We start from the raw sequence: 20,237 nt of genomic DNA, 5'->3' as shown, positions 1-20,237 counted from the left end.
TTTATTTTCAAATATAGTTTTAAAAAGCTTTAAATTGCGTTTAAAACCTTTTAAAATACAAGGGTCAATATAAAGCCTTACAATTTATCTAATTTTTTATTTATAAGCTTTTCTACAAGTTGCTCAATTTTAAGCAATGCATCTGTCCCCATATAAGCTGCAAAACCACCCACTGCAACGCTAAGCTTTATGCCAAAATTAAGATAATTTACAATTTCAAAAACTAGATATGCTACAAACATAGAACCTAGCATACCTTTTAAAAAGAGTGTAAATTTACCTTTTAAATTAAGAGCTTTGCTTAATTTATTTTTTGTTACAATTCCTACAAGTCCAGCTATAAAGCTTACTATCATTAAAACCATATATACAAATATATCTTCTAATTTCATTGCTAGTTCCTTGTAAAAATTTCAAATAAATATAATAAAGCTAATGCAAAAGTTGAAAACAAAAGAGCTATAAGAAGATCTTTTGCAATGCTTTTTTGATTTATCATTTTATTATTTTCTTTCATCTTTCTCTCCTGTGCAAAGCTTGGCTATATTTTCAACTTCTAAGTAATATTTAGAGATTTCTTTAGCACTTTCTAAGTCTTTTTTGTCTAAAGGCTTTAAAGGAAGTTTTAAAGGGCATTTAATAGGAACTTTAACTTCTTTGATTTCAGTTTTAATCAAAATATCTTTAGAAGCACAAGCGCTTAAAAAAACAAAAGGTATAATTAATAGGAAAATTCTCATTTTATCATTCACTTTTTTGCTCCTAAAATATTAAATAATTCTTTATAAGCTTTAAGTTCACTCTGGCAGCTTTTATCTTTAATAAAAACCTTATCCACTTTTAAAACTTCTTTTAAAGTCTCTTTGGGCTTTAAATCAAGTTTTAATTTATCAATAGCTTTATTTTGCTGGGCTAATTTATCTTTAAAAACATTGATTTCATTGCTAAAATGCAAAGCTTTAAGTTTTAGATTTTCATTTTCTAAAGCTAAAGCATTGTTTTTTAAATATAAAAAACCACAAAGAGCAATTAGAACAAAAAAAGCTATTTTTGAAGGACTTAAAAACCTTGATAAAATAAAACTAAACACAATCTTTTCCTTATGGATAAGTCCATCTTGCTTTTTTGCCTCTAGTGTCTAAATGTACAAACCCAGCATAAGGATCATTAAAATTATGTTTTATAGCAATCCCTAAACCTCTTTCGCCATAGGTGATTAAAACATATTGATGAACTTCTTCTGTTTTAACTCCTTTAACCACAAAGTCTGCTGCACTTCCTATAGCGTGTTGGCTTTTAGGGGCTCCACCAACCTCTGCATTATGCTCTTTGCAGCGATATCCACTATTTATAATAACAGGAGCATTGTAATGTTCTCTGATTTCACAAAGAATGTCTATAAGCTCATCACTTGGCACATTTTGAGGCAATTCACATTTGCCGCATTTACATTTAAATTCGCTTTCTTTAAAATAAGGGTTATTTTTCATTTTCTTCTTCTCCTTCTGGTTTTGAAAAAATTTCTATATTAAATTTAAGCCTATAAGCAAATAAAGAACTGCTTATAAAACCACTTTCGATACTGCTTAAAAGCTTTTTGCTTGTATCAAATTCAAAAAGTTTTAGTCTTAATTCATCTATTTTTTTAATCAAAGAATCTTTATCTTTATTAAAAGTATGAGAACTAAAAATCAATGAAAAATTCACACTATCTTTATGATGATTAATACTTGTTAGGCTTTCAAGCATTAGATAAAGTCCGCCTTGTTTGACATCTTCGTAATTTGCTATGCCTATCGCATTAAAATGCTTTAATAAATCTTTGCTAACACTATCTAAAGTCAAAACCTGTCCTTTCTTTGCATAATTTTAAGTCTTAAAGAGCTTAAATTTCCTTCTTTATCAATCAAAGGTGCATTTTCAATTCGTTTTAAAGCATTATCTAGAAGGATTTTATCTTCATCATCTAAGACGATTTTAAGATAAATTTTTATGCGAATGTATGCAAAATCCTCCCAAATAAAATCAGCAATATCTTTATTTTTGCAAATATCATCTGCATCTTTTGCTGCTTTAGCTACTACTTCTCTTGTAATTTCATCGATATTTGCTAAGTTTTGTTGTGCTCTTTTCATCAGTGCTAACTCTTTTAAAGTAAGAGCTAGCATTTTAGGAGGAGAAAGCAAGGCTATCATTTATCTTGTTTTCCTTTTTTTGTTTCTTTGTTTTTTAAAGACTCATTTATTATAGTTTCTTCATTTTCTTCTAAAGTCTTTTGTTTTTCCTTTAAAAACAAAGCTTTTTCTTTTTCAAACTCTTGCTTTTCCTTTAAAAACAAAGCTTTTTCTTTTTCAAACTCTTGCTTTTCCTTTAAAAACAAAGCTTTTTGATCGTCATTTTCTTTTGGATTTAAAATTGCATTTTGATTTCTAAGTTTATTAGCTGAAACTATATTGTCCATTATTCTGCCTTTCCGCTTGATTTATAAGCTAATTGCCACAGTCCATAACCTGCATTGTCTTCGCTATCGATTCCATATTGGAAAGTCTTACGCATAAAAGCAGCTTCATCAGTAGGATTATCTTTAGCAACAAACTCAGCTCCTTTGTTGATTTGCAAAATTAAAGGTTTGATTGGTTTGGTATTGTCAATTAAATACCAAGCGTCTTGATCGCTTAAATTTGGACTTGTAAATACTTCTACAACGCCTTTAAAAACATTGCTTGAACCATTGATTAAATCGCTATTTACAATCTCGAGTGCTTTTGCTTCCAAGCTTAATGGTACAACCAAAAGAGCAGGATTGATATTTAAAGTGCGTCCGCTTTCATTAGTCAGTGCACGCATGTTTTTTCTAGCCTCCATAAGACTTGCAGCACTTAATTTTTTATCTCCAAGATTTGAAAAACTCACACCACCAATATCGTGATCATTTGCAAAAAATGCTTTTCCATCAAAGCAAGTTTGATTTTGCTCTAAAAGTGTAAAAATAAGATCACTATAATGATTTTGTACTTCGTAAGCTAACATTTCAATTTGTGGTCTTATTATTCCTAAATTATCGTAAGTTATTACATCTCGTGGTACTTCAATGGAACTTTCCCAATCTTTTTTAGTGATAGTATAACCTTGACCCTTAAGTTTGCTAAATTGACGATCGCCTATCCATTCACGCATTTTTGGTAAAGATGCTAAAAATTGATATTCTACAACCAAAGAATTTGCATTGGTTACCATTGCAAATTTTTCATAATCTTTATTTCCACCTTCAAGAGCATTATTAAAAATGGTTGAAAATCCCTTATTCACTGCTTGCATGTAAGCAGTGCTTAATTCTGTAAAAGCCATTATTTGCCTCCTTTGATTCCAAGTTGTTTAAAAACTTTTGCCTCATAAGCATTAAGTTCTTTTCTTTTGTTTGTAAAATTAAGTTCTTTTTTACCTAAAACAATATTTGCTTCTTTTTTGCAAACATCAAGATAATCTTCTAAAACCCTGCCTTTCATATTAAGAGCTTTTTGATAGCGATTTGGTAAAATGAGTCCATTTTGCAAAAGAGAATCAAGGCGTTTTTTATTAAGCTCAATCTCTGTTTCTTCATTTTTGTTTAAAGCAGTTTCAAGTTTTGCTTTAAGTTCTGCAATTTGTGCTTTTAACTCTTCATTTTCTTGTCTTAAAGTTTCTAACTCGCTGTCTGGATTTTCACCTTCACCTACACAATCTTCTGTCTCTTGTACGGATTCTTCTACATTTTCAGCTTGTTCTTCTACTTGCTCGGCTAATTTTTGTAATTCTTCTAATTCTTCTTCGTTCATTGTATTCCTTTCTTTTTTTAATTTCGCGGATGAACTAAAGTCATCCTTGCGAGTGGGAGTTTCACTCCCTGCACCCACCTGAAGACCATGCTCGACCTTGCCTTTTTTAGCTTCTGTCCTAGTGCTTAACTTTGAATTTTTGGTGCTATTGATTAATGACCTAGCTTTATTTAAAGCCCTGTTTAAAAGATTGGGCTGATTTACAAGTCCCATGGCGTCTAAATGAATAACATTTTTATCATCATCCACATAATATTCAGGGCTTAAATATCTAAAAGCCTTATTTTCAACAAGTTCTTTCCCTTTGGGCGTTAACTCAAGACTTGCATAAATGCCATCTTCTCTTAACTCTAATGAATTTCTATCAAACCAGCCATAAGCTTCTCCTCCTTGATGATTAAGATTTAACGCTATATCAAGTCCATTTTTTTGTATATTATTGATTAATTTTTCCCCATCTATCTTAAATACTCTCCCATCAAGTCCTTTGGCTATTCCAATAGGAGAAATTTTTACTTTTTCATTTGTGAGTTTTGTATTAAGCTCTAATAATAAATCACGCATCAAAAGCCTTTATTTTTTCGCATAATCATAAGATAAAAAATGCTTTTAAACCACCTATTTAAAGTATATATAGACTGATTTTAAAAAAATAAAAAAATATAATTTCAAGCAATAATTCTAAAGGAAAAATATGAGCAAAAAAGAACTTGCTAAAAGTCTTTTCATACAAGGAAAAAGTATCAAAGATATATGTGTTTTAACAGGTCTTAGCAGACAGGGTATATACTGTATGAAAAAAGATGATTTTAGCAAGGGTATTGATTGGGAGAGTTTAAAATTAGCCGCTTTAAGAGATGAAAAAGATTTAGAAAATAAAGAAGCTATGTTTTTAAACGCATTGATTGGTGAGTTTGAGAGGTTTTTAGAAAGCGCTAGTAAAAATGAGCTTGATATTGATACTTTAGAAGCTTTAAATAAATACGCTAAAACTTATTGGACTATTAAAGCTCCACAAAAAGTAGATGTTAAGGCTTTAAATTTACAAACTTGTAAAAAAACTATTGATTCTATTATTGAGTTAGCAAGCACCAATGAAGCAGTTTGTGAATGGCTTAGTGATAATAGTGATTTAATTATTTCAAAGGTTTTAAAATGAACGAACTTGGCATCATTTGCGACATTAAAGACAATAAAGCTAAGGTTGCTATTGGAGAAATGGTAACGGATTTTTTAAGTGTTTTTCAAAATCTAGCTAATTCTTATGCAGTGAGCTTTTCTCCTTTAAGAATAGGAGAGCAAGTATTAGTCATACCTGTGCGTGGGGATTTAAATAGTGGAGTTATTTTGCGTGGGCTTTACCAAGAAAAACATAGAGCAAAAAACACAGATGAAAATACTTTTAATATAGATTTTGAAGATGGAACACATTTAGAATACAACTCTAAGAGTAGCACTTTAAAACTTGATGTGGTTAAAGATATAAATATCACTTGTGTAGATAAAACCACCCATAACCAAAACAACACCTTAAATACTAAAAATCATACTACAAACGCTAATACCATAACGCTTAACGCTCCAAGTATTAATTTAAATGGTAATACTCAAATTGCAGGAGCAATTTCTACAAGTGGCGAAGGTGGGGCAAGTGGTACTTTTAGCATAAAAGGAAATTTAAACTTAATAGGTAATTTACAAGTTAGTGGAAATATAAGAGATAGCAAAGGTGATTTAACAAATCATACCCATTCTTGTACTTGTGGTGCCACAGCTTCGCCAAGATAGGAAAAACTATGAAAGAATTATTTTTGCTTTTATTTTCATTAGTCTTTTTTATGCTCTTTTGTATGGGGGCATTTTATGCTTTTTTAAACCTAAACTTTTTTATTAAAAGCATTTTTATAGGCTTTTTTATAGCTTTTACATTTTTGGGATTTTCTCAAATGCTAGAAAACATTTTTGAATTTTACAAAGGTTTAAAATGAATTACATGGTAAGCATCGAAGAAAGTATCAAAGACATTTTAATCACTCCTTTAGGCTCAAGAGTAATGAGACCTGAATATGGTTCTTTGCTTTTTACATTAATCGATAGAAAAATCGATGATGATTTTAAGATAAAGCTTACTAGATATACAGCAGAAGCAATTTCAAAGTGGGAAAAAAGAGTAAAGCTAAAAGGTGTGAGACTTAATGAGTGTAAAGACAATAAATTAAGCATTACCTTGCTTTTTGAAAATTATGGGGATTTAACAATGGAGCTAGGCAAATGAGTGAGCTTTTAAGTGCAAATGATAGCTATTTTAAACAAAGCTTTTTAAAGGATATCCCTTATCCACAAATCATAGAAGAGCTTGATTATGAAAAGCTTTTAAAAGCCTATGAAGAACTTTTTAAAAGCTTTTTAAAAGATAATGTAGAGCTTTTAGAATCTGACCCTTTTAAAGCCATTTTAGAAGCTTTAGCTTATAGAGAAATGATAATTAGAGCAAGAATTAATGAGAGTATAAAAGCAACTTATCTTCATTATGCAAAGGGAAGTGATTTAGATAATGTAGTAGCTAATGGCTATTTGATACAAAGGCTTAAAGGGGTTAAGCCCACAGCTAAAGTAGAGTTTGAATTAAATACTTTACTTACTTATGATGTCATTATCCCAAAAGGTGCAATTTTTTCAAATGAAAAAGCAGACCTTGCCACTTTAAAAGAAGAAGTGGTAATTAAAAAAGGGCAAAGTAAAGCACAAGGTATTTTGGAACTTAATGAATTTATTCAAAGCAAAGAAAGTAAAACCGAGTTTTTACAAACCCCACTGCCTTTTGTAGCTAAGATTAAACAACTTGAATATTTTAGTGGTGGAGCCAGTGAAGAAAGCGATGAAGCCTTAAGAGAAAGGGCTGTAATGAGTGTACATCGTTTTTCAACCGCAGGAAGTGAAAAAGGCTATATCTATCACGCTTTAAGCGCAAGTGCAAAAGTAGCCTCCATAAAAGCTTTAAACAATGGAGCAGGAAAAGTAAGAGTTATCATTAAAAGTGAAGATGAATTAAGCGTTGATGTGGTTAAAGAGTATTTAAGTGCGGATGAGCGAAGACCTTTAACTGATGAAGTCAGCGTTGAGTTAGCTAAAAAAAGAGAGTTTATCGTAGATGCCAAACTTTTGCTTTTAGAATTAAGCCGTGCTAATGAAATAAGTGAAAAGATTAATGCTTTGCAAAAGGACTTTGATTTAAGTGTGGATTTAGCACTGGGATTTATTTACAAATGCTTACATCAAGACGGAGTTTATAAAAGCGAAATTTTAAGCATTAAAGAAAAAATCATAAATGAAGAAGAGCAAGAATTAAAAGACTTGCCCTTAGAAAATATAATAATAGCTGATGATGAGTTTGCAACCCTTAGCTTTTTACTTAGCTATGAAAAGGCAGTACTATGAAGGGGCATTGCGTAGCAATGGGTCGGGAAGCCTTCAGTAAAAGCGACTTTGGGCGAACTTCGTTTGCACAAAGTGATAGCATAAAAAAGGCGGTGCTATGAATACACTAATACTAAACCACCATCCAAAACAAAGCAAAGCCATTGATTTAAGTGCTAAAACAAGATTTGAAGATTTAAATTTAGCTAGTATCACAAATCTAGCTCTAAATTGCGATGAAAGATTATTGCCAATTTTAGCCAATGCTTATGATGTAAGTATTGATGGTTTAAATGAAAAAGAAGCAAGAAAGCTTATATCTAAAGCCTTGCTTTTAGATAGATACAACGGCACAACTTGGGCTATAAAAGAAGCTTTAAGAGCCGTATTTCCTACTGCAGTGGTTAAAGAGTGGTTTAATTATGGTGGAAAGCCTTATTTTTTTAAAGTTAAAGTAAGCACAACTAATGTTAGCTTTGATGAAAGAACGCTTAATACTTTAGAAAGACTAATTTATGATTTTAAAAATGTTAGAAGCGTTTTAGAAGCAATTGAAATAGAGATTGAAAGTAAAAATGATAGTTTTAATGCTAGTGTAGAAATAAGTGGAGAAACTATAGAAATCTTACCTTTTCAAACCACGCAAATTGAAAACAATCAGAAACCAAGTTTAAATGCAATGGGTGTTTTTATTTGTGAAATAACAAGAACTAATATTGATTTTAAAGGAGTGTATTAGATGATTTTAAATGTTTTTGGGGCAAACACGCAGTGTTTGGGTCGGGAAGCCTTTAGAGGGGTCAAGGGGATAAAATCCCTTGTCGCAAGGGCGAATTCATTTCAACCGCGAAGTCAAAAAGGAGTGTATTAATGGCAAAAAGTGAATACTATACCATACTAACAAAAATTGGCATTGCTAAATTTATTGCCGCAAGAGCAAGTGGAAATGGTATCAATTTAAAAAGCTTTAAATTAAGTTCAAAAGTTATTTTGCCCAGTGAAGAAATGCAAAGCTTAGAAGAGATTGTATATGAAGCTAATATTAGTAGCAAAAGTGTGGATGAAAGCAATCCAAACTATGTGAATTTAATGTGTCATGTGCCAAGCGATGTAGGGGGATTTGAAGTTAATGCAGTAGGCATTTATGATGAAGCAGGAGATTTGCTTGCAGTTGGAAATGTCCCACGCACTTATAAACCTATCTTAAAAGAAGGCAGTGCTAAAGAGCTTATGATAAAAATTGTCATGGAGCTTTCTAATGCAGAGGAAGTTATTTTAAAACTAGATCCTAGTGTAATCATGGCAAGTCGTGATTATGTGGATGCTATTAAAATTGAGCTTGAACTCAAAATTGAAACCTTGAAAGAAGAATTAAAAGCTTTGATTAACACCAAGGAAGACAAGGGTGTAGCGGCTAATTTGGATAAAGCTTTAAAAACAGAATTAACAAAGCTCATCAATAAAAAGGAAAATACAGGAACTGCCGCTTCTTTAGATGCACAATTAAGAGATGAATTAATAGCTTTAATCAATAAAAAAGAAAACATAGGCGTAGCAAAACAATTAGTGGATGCTTTAAAAGAAAAAATTCCTAGTCTAGCTTTATTGAATAATATAGAATTATTATCATTGATAGGTTTTGGTGTTTATCTTGATGGAGATCCTTTAACTAAGGCTCATGATATGAGAAGCAGAGTCAATTATACAAATACAACAGGGCTTACAATTCCTGTTACTATACATACTATACTATTGAGGGTGGAAGCAGATGTAGATGTGATTGTAAACAATAAAAAAATTACTACACTTAGACCAAATTCTCAAATTACATTAATATTAAAACCTAATGATATTTACTCAATTTTTACTTTAGCTAACCCAACAAATGTGTTGGTAGAAGCACGTCTTTTAAATCTTAATAGGAGCCATATATGAAATATTTTATAGACAAAAACGATAATAATCAAATTTATGCTTATGAGGATGAAGTGAGCGATGAGCAAATTAAAACAGGTTTAACGCCTATTAGCGAAGAAGAGCTTAATGCTTTAACAAGTCCTCCTAAAAGCGAAGAAGAGCTTTTAAACGAGGCAAAAGAGTTAAAAATCAACGAGATTAATACAAAAAAAGAAAATATTCTAAATGGTGGATTTTCTTTTAAAGGTAAAATCTATCAAAGTTCTAATGAAGATCAGTTAAGAATTAATGGAGCAGTAACCAATGCTCTTGTTAATCCTAATTTAATTCCTTATATTGATTGGATTGCGCTTGATAATACAACTACAAGATTTAGCGTAGATGAGTTTAAACTTTTTGCAAGTAGCATGGCTTATTTTGTGCAAGAGACTATTTTTAAAGCAAGTGCTTTAAAAGAAAAAGCTAGAAATGCACAAAGCAAAGAAGAACTTGATTTAATTGTTTGGGAGAGTGAAAAATGACTAAAGCAGAATTAAAAAGGGTTTGTGTAAAGCCCTATGATAAAGACAGATTTGAAGTAATTAGTGATTATGCTTTTTCTTTGCCAAATTATAAAGGCATTGTACCACAAGGCTTTAAAACGGATGGAGCAAGTATCCCACGCCTTTTTTGGTCTTTGTTTCCACCTTTTAAAAGTGAGTATTTTAGCGCTTGTGTGGTTCATGATTTTTTATGCGAAAAAGCAAATTCAAGAACTGATTATAGGACAGCTGATTTAGCATTAAAAGAAGCTATGACTTTGCTTGGATGTTCTAAGTTTAAAATCTTTGTATTTTATCATTCTTGCAATCTTTATCATGCAATAAAATGCTTGATAAAAGGAAAATAAAAAAAGGTGAGCTACCCACGCAGTGGGACGGGGGCTTTAGCAAAAGCGACTTTGGGCGGATTTTATTCGCACAAAGTGAAAGCATAAAAAGGAGTTAAAATGAAAGATTATGGAATTTCTTTTATTCCAGATATTAATCAAGGCTCAAAAGAGCCAAGTGAACCTATAGTTAGTGATAAGCTTAATGCTCAAAAAGTTAATGAGCTTATAGATAAAAAACTAAAGCTTTTTAAAGAAGAGCTTGTTAATAAAGAGGAGCTTAAAAGTCTCATTGAGGAAATTTTACAAGATCAAAATTTCCAAAATACAAACATAAAAATATCAAAAACCCCACCTAACTACAATACACAAGCTAAAGTAGGAGAAATTTGGGCGGTTGTAGAAAGTAAAAAGCAATTATTTATTTGCACTGCTAATGATAATGATTTTACAAGCTGGGTTGATTTACTAGGAGATGGTAGCAATGATATTATCCCTAAAGAAAAAATCATCATTACATTTGATAATACTACAACAGGTGGACAATATGGGGGTTGTATGAGTGATTTAAGACTTGGTTTTGAAAATGGTTTTGCTACTCCAAATAAAGTTCAAGATGAGTATGAAAACGCAAAATTTACTATGACCAAAGATGGTAATGGTCTTAATAGAAGCGATTTTACTATAGATTCTAATCCTATTGCAGGAGAAAACCAAATTTTAGGAACGATTAAGACAAGTGGTATTTATCAAGAAACCTATCACAAAATCGCCCATGTGTTTAAAAAATATAATGGTGGCGCTGATGAGTGTTGCTTATGGTCTAGTTCAGGAAGTAGAGAGGTAAGCATAGAACTTGAAAATACACCAATGCCTAATAAGCTTTTTGCTAGAGGTAATAGATATTATGGTCAAACAGAAATTACTAATGTAAGAGTAAAAAAATCCATTTTTATAGGTGAGCAAGAAATTCAAAGTGAAGATTTTAATGTTGAAAAGTTAGAAGCTAGTTCTGATACTTATGGAGATTATGCTTTTTTATTTGAAATTTCTAAACAAGATCAAATTGTTATGAAAAAAGAGCTTAATTTAAATCCTAAAAAAACAAAAAATACAAAAAATGTAAAGAAATAAGGAGTGAATAATGACAGCAAATTATGGAGTTAATTTTAATATCAGTAATGGTGCAGCAAGTCCTATTAAAGTGCAAAGTGATACGCCTATTGGTATTGCTGGGGCTATAAAAGGTGCAAGTAAAGAAATGATTTACACAAAGGCTGGTTATGAAAGCGTGGATAGCTTTCCAATCTTTGCCTTTTCAAATGTAAGTAAAGCAAAAGAATTTGTAAACGATTTAATCAAAGAAAATAACTTACAAGATTTTAGACTTTTAGATACTTTAGAATGTATCAATTTACAAAATGTTTCTAATGTCATAATTATCAGCTTTTTTGAAGAAAGCGAGGAAAGTGAAAACACTTTAATCAATATTGTTAATGCCATAGAAGCTTTTAAAAAAGCAAAGCATAAAACAGGTTTTAGCCCTGATTTAATCATTGCTCCTTATTACTCACATGAAGCAGGAGTAAAGGCTAAGCTTGAAAGTGTGGCAAGTTCTATGAATATCACAGCTATTGTGGATCTTTACGCTACAAATGTTGGCGAAGCTATTAATACAATGGAGGCTTTTAGCTCTAAAAGATTAATTGCCACTTGGCCACAGGTTCAAATCTTAAATACACAAGGAAAATACGCTTATGTTCCACAATCTCCTATCATCGCAGGTTTAATAGCTCATACAGATGGAGATAAAGAATATGGCTTTAGTGATTCTTACTCAAATAGAGTGATGAATGGGGTTACTGGCACAGAGTATTTTATAGAGTTTATCAATGGCTTTGATTGTGATGCAGAAAGACTAAGAAACGCTCACATTTCAACTTGTATTTTAAGTGAAGGTTATCGCTCTTGGGGTGGGGAAACTAGCCATGAAGATACGATTTGGCAAGATTTAGCCCGTGTAAGAACTTTTGATCGTATAGCCCTAGCAGGACAAAAAGCAGCTTTTAAGGCTATTGATAAAAAAGCAAGTGAATTATATTTTATAAAAATCAGCATTGAAGAATTGCTAAGAGATTTAAAAGGAGCTAAGGTTTTAATTGGCTATGAGGTAAGCTGGGATGAAGAAAGAAACACAGATGCCAATGTGAGTGCTGGTAAGTTTTATCTAAATATAAAAATGATGAATAATCCAATCGTTAAACAAATCACTTTAGAGTTCATCTACTCTGATGAATGGGCGAGTGATTTGATTAAAACTATTAGTGCAGAGTAAAAGGTGGCTTTTGGGGCTTTCTTAAAAAGAGTGTAAAGCACAAGAGAGGGGTCAAGGGGATGAAATCCCTTGTTGCAAGGTGGAATTTACTTCCACCGCGAAGTTAAAAGAAGGAGAATAACATGTTTAATAAAGTACCTCAAGTAATTGAACAAGCAAATTGTTTTATAGATGGGTATGGTTATGCTGGGGTAGCAAGAGATATTACTTTGCCTATTATAGAACAAGAAGTATTAGAAAGCAAAGGAGCGCTGAGTGCAAATTATGGCACGGGTGTATTTAAAGCAATGGAATGCTCTTTTAAAATTAGTGAGATGGGAGAACAAGCTTTTGAAGCTTTTGGAGTAAATACTTTTTCTAAAACAAAAATCCCACTTGTTTTTAAAGCAAGTATTCATCAAAGCGGATCAGGAAAACAAGTGCCTTTTGTAGTGGAGTTAAATGGAGAATTTACATCTATGACTCCCCCTTCTATTGTAGCAGGTGGCGAATTTACAAGTGAAATAAAAATCAATGTGCATTTTATAAAAATCACAATGGATGGCAAAAGACTATTTTTAGCTGATATAAAAAATCTTATTCTAGAATTTAATGGCATTGATAAAATGGCAAAAGTAAAAGCAAATTTAAGTCTATAAGGAGAAAATTATGTCAAAAATAATCAAATTATCAAATGGAAATGAAGTTAAATTTAATCCCCCAACAGCTGGGATGTTGCGTCGTTCTATGGATATGCAAAAAGGCGAAGGTTCGAGAGCTTTTTATATGATAGGAGAATGTACTAATATGAGTTTAGAAGAGCTTGATAATTTAAGTCTTGAAGACATTACTCTTTTAAGCAATGAATTAAACAATTACCAAACTCCCAGTGGGAGCACTGAATAATGAAGCTATTGCGTTAATAGCTCATTATTTGCATTTTTCTTATAGTGAAATTATGAGTTTAAACATAAAAGATTATCTTGAATTTTTAGATATCAGTTTAAAAATCGCTAAGAGTGTTTAAGCTTAAAAAAACAATAGATAAAGGTTGCAATATAAAGTATTAAAGAAAAAAGCACAAAAAATGAAGTGATATTAACAAAACCTGCTAAATAATCATCACTTAAAAAAGAAAGCATAAAAGCGACAAAAATACCGAGTGTTAAAAAGGCTTTAAAAACGATTTTAAAGTTTTTTAAAAAGATGATTTTAGCATTAAAAGCATTGTCTATTTTTTTCATAAATAGATTTTACAATAAAAAGGAAAAATATGCAAGATTTAGGACTTAGCTTTGGTATATCTTTAGCCTTTAAAGGCTTTAAAGAATTTGCTAAAAACACTGAAGCTTTAAAAAAGTTTAGTGCTAATTTGGATCAAAGCAATAAAAGTGTAAAAGCCTTAAATAAAAGTATTGATGCATTAGAAAAATCCAAGGCAAAGATTAAAGCAATAGGTGAAGAGTTTAGTGCTTTAAAAGGTGAGCTTATGGCTAAAGGTGCAAGTGCTTTAGCTATCGGTGTGCCTGTAAAAATCAGTGCTAATCTTGAAGATGATATGAATAATATAAACGCCTTTTTAAATACAAATAATGAAAGTTTAAATCTTTTACGAAAAAACTTTTTAAAACTAAGTTCTAATATAGGAATGAATGTTAATGAGCTTACTAAATTGGGTGAAGCAGGAGCAAGGCTTGGGATAAAAAGCGAAAGTGAGCTTTTAAAATTTAGCGAACTTGGTGCTAAGTATAGCAAAGTCTTTAAATTAAATAATGAAGAAAGTATTAATTTCATGAGTAAGCTTTCTAATATTTATAAATTAAATACCAAAGATATGCAAAATCTTGGAGATAAGATAATTGGTGTAGCTAAAGCAAGCAATGTAAGTGCTTCAAGTGTTGCTAAGATAATGAATGAAGTAGGAGGCGATGCAAAGCTTATTGGTATGAGTGCAGAGGGTGCGGCAGCTTTAAGTGCTGCTTTTGCAAGTGCGACTAAAGATGAAGGCGAAGCGATTGGAACTTTTAAAGCAATGACTAGCGTTATGAGTAATTTAAATAATGCAAGTGATGATATGAAAACCAAGTTTTTAAGCTTGGGGCTTAGTACAGAACAACTAAGCGCTTATTTTAAACAAGATGCAAGTGGTGCGGTTAAAGTACTTTTAAATCAGATAAAAACCTTACCAAAAGATGAGATGACTGATTTTTTAAATTCAGTTTTTGGGACGGGTGCTGCAGGCATGATGCAAAATTTAGTCGACAATACAGATAAGTATGAACAAGCTTTAAAATCTTTAAAAAATACAAAAATGGGTGCTTTAAATAATGAATTTAAAAAGTTAGGAGACTCCACTAACACAAGCTTTGCAAAACTTAGTGCCAGTATGGCAAATCTTAGTGCAAGCATAGGCGAAACTTTAGCACCTGCTTTAAGCTTTGTCATGGATAGTATCTCATCTTTGATTAACTTTATTAGAGAGATTATTGATGCTTTTCCAAATTTAAGTAAAGTTATAGGTACCTTAGTAGTTTCTTTAACTATAGCTAGTGTGGCCCTTAGTGCTTTAAAAGTAGGATTTTTGGTTGCAAAAATTGCAGGAGCGCAATTTGCTTTTACGCTTAATGCTATAAGAACTGCTTTTAATATATTAAAAATCGCTTTTTTAACCAACCCTATAGGGCTTGTTTTAATGTCAATTGCCGCCATTGCAACACTTGTTATCATGAACTGGGATAAAGTTAAAACCTTTTTCATTGGATTTATAGATAAAATTAGTTCCGTTTTTAGCGGATTTGGCGAGTTTTTTAGCTCTTTATGGGGTGGTTTATTTAATTGGTTTGCTTCTAAGTTTGAATGGTTAAGCAAAGCATTTGCAAAGATTAAAGATATAGCTAAAAGCGTGGCCTCTTTTTTTGGTTTTAGTGATAATGATAAAAAAGTTGATGGAGAAAAATATCAAAATTTACAAAATGATAATTCTAGAACCCATCATGGTATAGTAAGATCAGGCGCTCCAAAGCATGAAGCAAGACAAGCTGAAATTGCCGCTTTATCCAAAAGAAGTGATATTTCTAAAAAAAATGAAATCAATGTAAATATTAATGGAACTTTTAATATAAGTTCAAATAATGGAGTGTTTGATTTAAAAGCTTTCGCAAAAGAAGTTGAAAATAGTGTTTTAAGTGCATTAAATAAAAATGCAGATAAAAAAGTGCAGACAACAATTTGGGGTTAAAATGATATTTTGTTTAGGTGAGTTTGAGTTTGAAGCTTTAAATGTAGATGAGCTTGAAAAAAATTATGAATACGGCATTAGAAGCATTGAACGTATTAATAATCATAATGCTTTAATCAGCGTTGCTAAAGCAAATGAAAGTATTAAAATAAGTGGCAAAACTTTACCGCTTAGTAAAGATAAAAACACTTATTTAGATACTTTAAAGCAAATGGCTTCTCAAAATAAAAGCTATGCAATGTGTAGTGCCAGTGGAGTTTATTTTGGAAAATTTGCGATTTTAAGTATCAGCGAAAAACAAAGTGCTTTTTTAGAAGGCAGTGGCTTTTTAACACAAAATTTTGAACTTAATTTACAAAGGGATTTTGATGAGTGAGATTTACATTGCAAAAAACAATGAAAGGCTTGATAGTGTGGTTTATAGGCATTATGGAACGCTTTTGTATTTTGATCAAGTTTTATTAGCCAATCCAAAATTAGAGCCTCTTTTAAAAACAGGAGATAAAGTGATTTTACCTAATATTGAAATTCAAGAAAACAAGGAAGAAACTTTATGGTAAATCATCCTAGCTTTAAGATAAAAGCAAATGATAAAGATATTACACAAAAGATAAGTCTTAATCTTATTAATCTAAGCTTTGATGATAAGGCCAAGGATGAAAGTGATGAGATAAGCATCAGTTTAAATGGACTTTATGCAAGAGCTCCTTTTGGCGATAAGTTAGAACTTTGGCTTGGATTTGATGAAAAACTTTTTAAATGTGGTACTTTTAGCATTAATAGTTTTAGTAAAAATTATAGCTCTAAAACAACAGATATTAAAGCTACTGCGATTAATTTTGCTAGCAATATTAAAAACAAAAAATCAAGGACTTGGGAAAATACCAATCTTGCAGATATTGCTTTAAAAATTGCTGGGGAAAATAATTTAAAAGCAAAAACAAATAATGCAAACAAAGCTTATATCAAACATGAACTTCAAAACAATGTAAGCGATATTGAGTTTATTTATACTCTTTGTGCAAAATATGGCTTTTTAGCTTGCATAAAAGAACAAACTCTTATCATCATAGAGCAAAAAGAGGCAGCACAAGAGGGTGTAAAGGGTGGTGGAAAACAAGAGGGTGGCATTAAATATACTTTAGATATAAGCGAACTTAGTGATTTAAATATCAGCATTAAAAATCGCAATGATTATACAGGCGTTAAACTAACTTACCAAGATATAGAACAAGGCATTGTTAAAAGCGTTTTAAGTGGCAATGATAAGGGTTGTGTTTATGAGCTAAAGATTGCTGGAGTAAAGAATGATAGTGAGGCACTAAACTTGGCAAATGCTAAGCTTAATGCTTTAAATAAAGGCTCTTTTGAAGGAAGTTTTAGCATGATAGGGAAAAATATCAAAGCAGGAGCGAATTTAGAAATAAAAGGCATTGATGAAAAGGTTATTTTTAGTATTAAAGATGTAAAACATGACTTTTCTTTGAGTGGATATACTATAAGTGTTAATTTTGAAGGGTAATAAGGAAGACTAAAGCCTTCCTTTTTCTAAAAACTAGCAAACTAATCAAATCTATTTATATTGAATTAATTAAAACAAGGGATATTTTTTTCACTTTCTATTATCTTGATAAATTCTTCATAAATACATAGTGCATTGTCAATAATTTGATTGTATTTTAATATCTTGATATTGAATGTTTCTTCAAGAGAAATGATTTCTTTTTCTGATATTTCAATAGAATTTCCACTTCCCTTTATTCCAGCGTCTTCTGAAATAATAAAATATGCTTTAATATCTTCTTTATTTATCGACTTAATATTGTCTGACAAATTTTGTATTAGTGCTATTCTATATTTGTCAATTTGATTGTAAATATCTGTATATTTAACTTTTGCATATCCCGTGGCAGTATTTTTTTTCAATTCAACTATAATGGGATATTGTTCTTCGGCTATACTGATTAAAATATCAATAAAATTTCTATGTATTTCACCTTCTTTATCAATTTCCCTATAGTACTTTTGACGTACTATATTAAACGATTCTTGATTATTTAATTTTTTACTCCAATAAGGATTAATTAACCAAGGATGTTCATACAAGTGATCTTCAAAAAATTTCTCTGGAGTATTATTCTCATTCATTAATTCTTGAAGTTTTTTGATTGCCAAAATTCTATTTTTTGCTATTTCATAAACCTTTAAGTGATCAGAGTTTGCAATTTTAGACATTAGAGTATTTAATAATTCTGTAAATGAATTATTGTTTCTATTTAAGCTATTTTCTAGTTCTTGGATATCAACGTTATTGATAGTATGAACAATTGAACTTATCATTTGTTTGATATTTTTATGGTAAATTTCTTCATCTTCTTTATCTTGTTCATCAATTCCTTGGATCATAATGTGTAAAAATTTTTTATGTATGTTTAATTTTCTATCATCTAAAGATTTAAGCCAATTTTGATAACTTTCATTGTTTTTAATGTCCTCTGGAATATAACTAATTGAATCTTTGGTTCTAATTTCTTGCCATTTATTTACAAAAACATTTCTTACGTCTTTTAAATTGTCAATAAATTCGCTTACATATTCATCAGAAATATCTAAACCTTGTCTGCTTGATGTAATTGGAGAGTCATTTTCAGAATAAAAAAAATCTGCATGAACTTCTCCTACTAAATATTGACTAGCAATTCTTGCATTAGCACTTTCTTTAAAAATATTTTCATCAGCAATTTTTTTATTAATGAATACGATTACATTGTTAAAGTCAAAATTTTTAGTTTGAATTTTTTTAAGCTCTGCAACACCTCCCATCCATCCTTTTATTTTATTTTCATTAAAGTATTTAATAATATCTTGTTCTCTATTATAAAGGATTTTTTTAGATGCATCAACATTGGGAAATAATTCATTAATCTCTTCTGTGCTATATCCAAAATAAACCAATAATTCTATGCTACCATAATATATGTGCGACTCTAAACTAACTTCATCATCGTTAATTTTAACTTTAAAGTTATCTTTGCTAGATGCAATATAAAATCTTCTAGATAAATGAATTTTTAAATTATCCGTAGTTGAAGTTATCACCCTTCTTCTTAAATGTTCTATTTTGACAATCATTCCAGATTGATTAGAGTTATATTGACTAAATTCAGTCGGTAAATTTTCAATTTCTTGATAGACAACATTATGAGTATTTTCTTCACTTAAAAGTTCTTCATATTTTAATGTAAAAGTAATCCACTTATCAGAATTAATACTTTTTGTATATACGGTATACATATCTCCCAAACTAAAAGCAGCTAGTTTTCCAATTCCTTTTTGCCCCATTGGAAGTCTTTCTTTAAGATTATTGATAGGATTTTCCTTATCCTTGTTTCTTCCTATTTTTGCATATTTTTTTTGCAGCTCATCAACATTTAAACCTTTCCCATTGTCGGCTACTACAAGAAAGGTTTTATTAAGAACTATATCTACCTGTGTTGCATAAGCATCATAAGAATTTGCTATTAGTTCTGCTATTGCTGGAGGATTGCTATTATACAGTTTTCTTCCTAAATGATTTACAGCTTTATTTGCTATAGAAAATTCAATTGTATTAGCCATACGCTTCTCCTATCAGATGTTTTTTAATGCTTATTCCTATTATTTCCCCAAGTCTTGGAGGAACAGCATTTCCTATATGTCTTGAGATAACAGATGTTTTAATTCCAACTTCATTATCAATAAAATCATAATCTAAAGGAAATGTTTGCAATAAACTTGCCTCTCTTAAACTTATTGCACGATTTTGTTCAGGATGTCCAAATCTACCATTTCCTAAACTCGTGCAAAAAGTAGTCATTGTAGGAGAAGGTTCTTCCCATTTCATTCTTCCATATACACTACCAAAATTTTTACCAGATTCTTTTTTATGGCATTTAAGTATTAAATGCTCAGGCCAATCTTTCCAACTACCTCCATTTTTAGGAGTAGCTTTAATTCTTTCTAAATTTAATCCTGATAAAGGTTTAGCTATGTGTAATGGATCTGTTTTAGATTGTTCTCCTGATTTAATCTTAGGTAGAAAGCCTATTGCATCTCTTACTGTCTTGTAATTTTCTTTGTGGTGTGTTTTATTTATAATGTGTATTTCTTTAATTTTAGATCCCAATAAAACTAATCTTTTTCTATTTTGAGGCATGCCATATTCTGGACAAAATATAATTTTATAATCAATAAAATAACCATGTTTTTTTAAAGTACTAATAAAATTTTTAAATATCGGATATTTTTCCAAATCAGGCACATTTTCCATACTAATAATTTCAGGTTTTATTTCAATTATTAATCTAAGAAATTCATTAAGTAAAGTCCATTTCTCATCATTTTCATTATTTTTGCCTTTGGTGTATTTGGAAAATGTTTGACATGGAGCACATCCTACTAGAATCTTATATTTTGTATCACCAAAATATTCTTGGATCTCATTTGAAGAAATATTTTTTATATTTTTTTCTATAAACTGTGCTTTTATATTTTTTTCATAAGCATATTTGCAAGTTTTATCCAAATCATATCCTGCTATTATTTCAAAGCCAGCTTGTTTTAAACCACAGCTTAATCCACCAACACCACAAAATAAATCAATTACTTTACTTTCTTTCATAAAACACT

Annotated in this window: 29 protein-coding genes; 17 read left to right on the top strand and 12 right to left on the bottom strand. The window is 30.6% G+C overall.

Annotation, left to right across the window (positions count from 1 at the left end; genetic code table 11):
- Positions 1-77: 77 nt before the first annotated feature.
- The 9 genes from AJ932_RS06155 to AJ932_RS06115 all read right to left on the bottom strand — a co-directional run bounded on the left by AJ932_RS06155 (position 78) and on the right by AJ932_RS06115 (position 4,379).
- Entirely contained in the window at positions 78-392 is a 315-nt protein-coding gene (locus tag AJ932_RS06155) for a phage holin family protein (RefSeq protein ID WP_002790261.1), read from the bottom strand.
- A gap of 111 nt (positions 393-503) precedes the next feature.
- The gene (locus tag AJ932_RS06150; protein ID WP_002784496.1) at positions 504-752 is read right to left on the bottom strand and encodes a hypothetical protein; all 249 of its coding nucleotides are present in this window, start codon (positions 750-752) and stop codon (positions 504-506) included.
- The gene (locus AJ932_RS06145) at positions 749-1,090 is read right to left on the bottom strand and encodes a hypothetical protein (RefSeq protein WP_002854893.1); all 342 of its coding nucleotides are present in this window, start codon (positions 1,088-1,090) and stop codon (positions 749-751) included. Before AJ932_RS06145 ends, AJ932_RS06150 begins: the two co-directional genes overlap by 4 nt.
- A gap of 10 nt (positions 1,091-1,100) precedes the next feature.
- Positions 1,101-1,490, bottom strand: coding sequence for a YcbK family protein (locus AJ932_RS06140; protein ID WP_002870185.1), 390 nt, complete (start codon positions 1,488-1,490; stop codon positions 1,101-1,103).
- On the bottom strand, positions 1,480-1,845 hold the full coding sequence (locus tag AJ932_RS06135; RefSeq protein WP_002790266.1) for a hypothetical protein: 366 nt from the start codon (positions 1,843-1,845) through the stop codon (positions 1,480-1,482). Before AJ932_RS06135 ends, AJ932_RS06140 begins: the two co-directional genes overlap by 11 nt.
- Entirely contained in the window at positions 1,842-2,195 is a 354-nt protein-coding gene (locus tag AJ932_RS06130) for a hypothetical protein (protein WP_002790896.1), read from the bottom strand. The genes AJ932_RS06135 and AJ932_RS06130 overlap by 4 nt, the downstream gene beginning before the upstream one ends.
- Positions 2,192-2,461: a hypothetical protein gene (locus tag AJ932_RS06125; RefSeq protein WP_019108985.1), complete on the bottom strand. Its 270-nt coding sequence runs from the start codon at positions 2,459-2,461 to the stop codon at positions 2,192-2,194. The genes AJ932_RS06130 and AJ932_RS06125 overlap by 4 nt, the downstream gene beginning before the upstream one ends.
- Positions 2,461-3,348 (bottom strand): Mu-like prophage major head subunit gpT family protein, encoded by an 888-nt coding sequence (locus AJ932_RS06120; protein ID WP_070276121.1) that lies wholly within the window; start codon positions 3,346-3,348, stop codon positions 2,461-2,463. The genes AJ932_RS06125 and AJ932_RS06120 overlap by 1 nt, the downstream gene beginning before the upstream one ends.
- Complete coding sequence (locus AJ932_RS06115; protein WP_070278920.1) at positions 3,348-4,379, bottom strand: phage protease; 1,032 nt, start codon at positions 4,377-4,379, stop codon at positions 3,348-3,350. The genes AJ932_RS06120 and AJ932_RS06115 overlap by 1 nt, the downstream gene beginning before the upstream one ends.
- A 130-nt stretch (positions 4,380-4,509) precedes the next feature.
- Here AJ932_RS06115 and AJ932_RS06110 point away from each other — a divergent pair, with 130 nt between their 5' ends.
- From AJ932_RS06110 to AJ932_RS06050, 13 genes are all read left to right on the top strand, one after another.
- On the top strand, positions 4,510-4,974 hold the full coding sequence (locus AJ932_RS06110) for a DUF1804 family protein (protein WP_002865847.1): 465 nt from the start codon (positions 4,510-4,512) through the stop codon (positions 4,972-4,974).
- Positions 4,971-5,603, top strand: coding sequence for a phage baseplate assembly protein V (locus AJ932_RS06105; protein WP_070278922.1), 633 nt, complete (start codon positions 4,971-4,973; stop codon positions 5,601-5,603). Before AJ932_RS06110 ends, AJ932_RS06105 begins: the two co-directional genes overlap by 4 nt.
- Before the next feature lie 8 nt (positions 5,604-5,611).
- Complete coding sequence (locus tag AJ932_RS06100) at positions 5,612-5,803, top strand: hypothetical protein (RefSeq protein ID WP_070276118.1); 192 nt, start codon at positions 5,612-5,614, stop codon at positions 5,801-5,803.
- A complete protein-coding gene (locus tag AJ932_RS06095) occupies positions 5,800-6,090 on the top strand; it encodes a GPW/gp25 family protein (protein WP_070276117.1) in 291 nt (96 codons plus the stop codon). The genes AJ932_RS06100 and AJ932_RS06095 overlap by 4 nt, the downstream gene beginning before the upstream one ends.
- Complete coding sequence (locus tag AJ932_RS06090; RefSeq protein ID WP_070278924.1) at positions 6,087-7,253, top strand: baseplate J/gp47 family protein; 1,167 nt, start codon at positions 6,087-6,089, stop codon at positions 7,251-7,253. Before AJ932_RS06095 ends, AJ932_RS06090 begins: the two co-directional genes overlap by 4 nt.
- Positions 7,254-7,350: 97 nt before the next feature.
- Complete coding sequence (locus tag AJ932_RS06085; RefSeq protein ID WP_070276115.1) at positions 7,351-7,971, top strand: phage tail protein I; 621 nt, start codon at positions 7,351-7,353, stop codon at positions 7,969-7,971.
- Positions 7,972-8,102: 131 nt separating this feature from the next.
- Complete coding sequence (locus AJ932_RS06080; protein ID WP_070276114.1) at positions 8,103-9,167, top strand: phage tail protein; 1,065 nt, start codon at positions 8,103-8,105, stop codon at positions 9,165-9,167.
- Positions 9,164-9,670, top strand: coding sequence for a DUF4376 domain-containing protein (locus AJ932_RS06075; protein ID WP_070278926.1), 507 nt, complete (start codon positions 9,164-9,166; stop codon positions 9,668-9,670). Before AJ932_RS06080 ends, AJ932_RS06075 begins: the two co-directional genes overlap by 4 nt.
- Positions 9,667-10,038, top strand: a complete 372-nt coding sequence (locus AJ932_RS06070) for a DUF1353 domain-containing protein (RefSeq protein ID WP_002922150.1) — start codon at positions 9,667-9,669, stop codon at positions 10,036-10,038. The genes AJ932_RS06075 and AJ932_RS06070 overlap by 4 nt, the downstream gene beginning before the upstream one ends.
- Positions 10,039-10,137: 99 nt before the next feature.
- Positions 10,138-11,151, top strand: coding sequence for a hypothetical protein (locus tag AJ932_RS06065; protein WP_070278928.1), 1,014 nt, complete (start codon positions 10,138-10,140; stop codon positions 11,149-11,151).
- Positions 11,152-11,161: 10 nt separating this feature from the next.
- Positions 11,162-12,352 carry a phage tail sheath family protein gene (locus AJ932_RS06060; protein ID WP_070278930.1) on the top strand — a complete coding sequence of 397 codons (1,191 nt, stop codon included), beginning with the start codon at positions 11,162-11,164 and terminating at the stop codon, positions 12,350-12,352.
- Positions 12,353-12,474: 122 nt separating this feature from the next.
- Complete coding sequence (locus tag AJ932_RS06055) at positions 12,475-12,990, top strand: phage major tail tube protein (RefSeq protein ID WP_002865794.1); 516 nt, start codon at positions 12,475-12,477, stop codon at positions 12,988-12,990.
- 10 nt (positions 12,991-13,000) lie between these two features.
- On the top strand, positions 13,001-13,237 hold the full coding sequence (locus AJ932_RS06050) for a phage tail assembly protein (protein WP_002789979.1): 237 nt from the start codon (positions 13,001-13,003) through the stop codon (positions 13,235-13,237).
- Positions 13,238-13,344: 107 nt separating this feature from the next.
- Here AJ932_RS06050 and AJ932_RS06045 read toward each other — a convergent pair whose 3' ends face one another.
- The gene (locus AJ932_RS06045) at positions 13,345-13,575 is read right to left on the bottom strand and encodes a hypothetical protein (protein ID WP_002870149.1); all 231 of its coding nucleotides are present in this window, start codon (positions 13,573-13,575) and stop codon (positions 13,345-13,347) included.
- A gap of 29 nt (positions 13,576-13,604) precedes the next feature.
- On the opposite strand from AJ932_RS06045, the gene AJ932_RS06040 reads away from it, so the two are divergent.
- The 4 genes from AJ932_RS06040 to AJ932_RS06025 are packed head-to-tail and all read left to right on the top strand — an operon-like array spanning position 13,605 to position 17,091.
- Positions 13,605-15,569, top strand: a complete 1,965-nt coding sequence (locus AJ932_RS06040; RefSeq protein ID WP_070278932.1) for a phage tail tape measure protein — start codon at positions 13,605-13,607, stop codon at positions 15,567-15,569.
- A 1-nt stretch (position 15,570) separates the two neighbouring features.
- Positions 15,571-15,945: a phage tail protein gene (locus AJ932_RS06035; protein WP_002870151.1), complete on the top strand. Its 375-nt coding sequence runs from the start codon at positions 15,571-15,573 to the stop codon at positions 15,943-15,945.
- A complete protein-coding gene (locus AJ932_RS06030) occupies positions 15,938-16,129 on the top strand; it encodes a tail protein X (protein ID WP_002789964.1) in 192 nt (63 codons plus the stop codon). The genes AJ932_RS06035 and AJ932_RS06030 overlap by 8 nt, the downstream gene beginning before the upstream one ends.
- On the top strand, positions 16,123-17,091 hold the full coding sequence (locus tag AJ932_RS06025) for a phage late control D family protein (protein WP_002870152.1): 969 nt from the start codon (positions 16,123-16,125) through the stop codon (positions 17,089-17,091). The genes AJ932_RS06030 and AJ932_RS06025 overlap by 7 nt, the downstream gene beginning before the upstream one ends.
- Before the next feature lie 65 nt (positions 17,092-17,156).
- Here the strand turns inward: AJ932_RS06025 and AJ932_RS06020 are convergent, their stop codons facing one another.
- Positions 17,157-19,187: an ATP-binding protein gene (locus tag AJ932_RS06020; protein WP_070278935.1), complete on the bottom strand. Its 2,031-nt coding sequence runs from the start codon at positions 19,185-19,187 to the stop codon at positions 17,157-17,159.
- Positions 19,180-20,229, bottom strand: coding sequence for a DNA cytosine methyltransferase (locus tag AJ932_RS06015; protein WP_002875392.1), 1,050 nt, complete (start codon positions 20,227-20,229; stop codon positions 19,180-19,182). Before AJ932_RS06015 ends, AJ932_RS06020 begins: the two co-directional genes overlap by 8 nt.
- Positions 20,230-20,237: the final 8 nt, after the last annotated feature.

Origin of the sequence: Campylobacter sp. BCW_6873 (genome assembly GCF_001762365.1) — a bacterium.
GTDB classification, from domain to species: domain Bacteria; phylum Campylobacterota; class Campylobacteria; order Campylobacterales; family Campylobacteraceae; genus Campylobacter_D; species Campylobacter_D jejuni.
The sequence above is the reverse complement of the archived record's forward strand: the minus strand, read 5'-3'. Positions and strand labels throughout refer to the sequence as shown.

Coding starts and splice junctions, on each gene's coding strand:
- AJ932_RS06035 (WP_002870151.1), top strand. CDS start 15,571: ATGATATTTTGTTTAGGTGAGTTTGAGTTTGAAGCTTTAAATGTAGAT.
- AJ932_RS06120 (WP_070276121.1), bottom strand. CDS start 3,348: ATGGCTTTTACAGAATTAAGCACTGCTTACATGCAAGCAGTGAATAAG.
- AJ932_RS06115 (WP_070278920.1), bottom strand. CDS start 4,379: ATGCGTGATTTATTATTAGAGCTTAATACAAAACTCACAAATGAAAAA.
- AJ932_RS06100 (WP_070276118.1), top strand. CDS start 5,612: ATGAAAGAATTATTTTTGCTTTTATTTTCATTAGTCTTTTTTATGCTC.
- AJ932_RS06060 (WP_070278930.1), top strand. CDS start 11,162: ATGACAGCAAATTATGGAGTTAATTTTAATATCAGTAATGGTGCAGCA.
- AJ932_RS06050 (WP_002789979.1), top strand. CDS start 13,001: ATGTCAAAAATAATCAAATTATCAAATGGAAATGAAGTTAAATTTAAT.
- AJ932_RS06020 (WP_070278935.1), bottom strand. CDS start 19,187: ATGGCTAATACAATTGAATTTTCTATAGCAAATAAAGCTGTAAATCAT.
- AJ932_RS06130 (WP_002790896.1), bottom strand. CDS start 2,195: ATGATAGCCTTGCTTTCTCCTCCTAAAATGCTAGCTCTTACTTTAAAA.
- AJ932_RS06090 (WP_070278924.1), top strand. CDS start 6,087: ATGAGTGAGCTTTTAAGTGCAAATGATAGCTATTTTAAACAAAGCTTT.
- AJ932_RS06155 (WP_002790261.1), bottom strand. CDS start 392: ATGAAATTAGAAGATATATTTGTATATATGGTTTTAATGATAGTAAGC.
- AJ932_RS06015 (WP_002875392.1), bottom strand. CDS start 20,229: ATGAAAGAAAGTAAAGTAATTGATTTATTTTGTGGTGTTGGTGGATTA.
- AJ932_RS06065 (WP_070278928.1), top strand. CDS start 10,138: ATGAAAGATTATGGAATTTCTTTTATTCCAGATATTAATCAAGGCTCA.
- AJ932_RS06105 (WP_070278922.1), top strand. CDS start 4,971: ATGAACGAACTTGGCATCATTTGCGACATTAAAGACAATAAAGCTAAG.
- AJ932_RS06070 (WP_002922150.1), top strand. CDS start 9,667: ATGACTAAAGCAGAATTAAAAAGGGTTTGTGTAAAGCCCTATGATAAA.
- AJ932_RS06140 (WP_002870185.1), bottom strand. CDS start 1,490: ATGAAAAATAACCCTTATTTTAAAGAAAGCGAATTTAAATGTAAATGC.
- AJ932_RS06080 (WP_070276114.1), top strand. CDS start 8,103: ATGGCAAAAAGTGAATACTATACCATACTAACAAAAATTGGCATTGCT.
- AJ932_RS06040 (WP_070278932.1), top strand. CDS start 13,605: ATGCAAGATTTAGGACTTAGCTTTGGTATATCTTTAGCCTTTAAAGGC.
- AJ932_RS06045 (WP_002870149.1), bottom strand. CDS start 13,575: ATGAAAAAAATAGACAATGCTTTTAATGCTAAAATCATCTTTTTAAAA.
- AJ932_RS06055 (WP_002865794.1), top strand. CDS start 12,475: ATGTTTAATAAAGTACCTCAAGTAATTGAACAAGCAAATTGTTTTATA.
- AJ932_RS06095 (WP_070276117.1), top strand. CDS start 5,800: ATGAATTACATGGTAAGCATCGAAGAAAGTATCAAAGACATTTTAATC.
- AJ932_RS06125 (WP_019108985.1), bottom strand. CDS start 2,461: ATGGACAATATAGTTTCAGCTAATAAACTTAGAAATCAAAATGCAATT.
- AJ932_RS06110 (WP_002865847.1), top strand. CDS start 4,510: ATGAGCAAAAAAGAACTTGCTAAAAGTCTTTTCATACAAGGAAAAAGT.
- AJ932_RS06085 (WP_070276115.1), top strand. CDS start 7,351: ATGAATACACTAATACTAAACCACCATCCAAAACAAAGCAAAGCCATT.
- AJ932_RS06025 (WP_002870152.1), top strand. CDS start 16,123: ATGGTAAATCATCCTAGCTTTAAGATAAAAGCAAATGATAAAGATATT.
- AJ932_RS06030 (WP_002789964.1), top strand. CDS start 15,938: ATGAGTGAGATTTACATTGCAAAAAACAATGAAAGGCTTGATAGTGTG.
- AJ932_RS06075 (WP_070278926.1), top strand. CDS start 9,164: ATGAAATATTTTATAGACAAAAACGATAATAATCAAATTTATGCTTAT.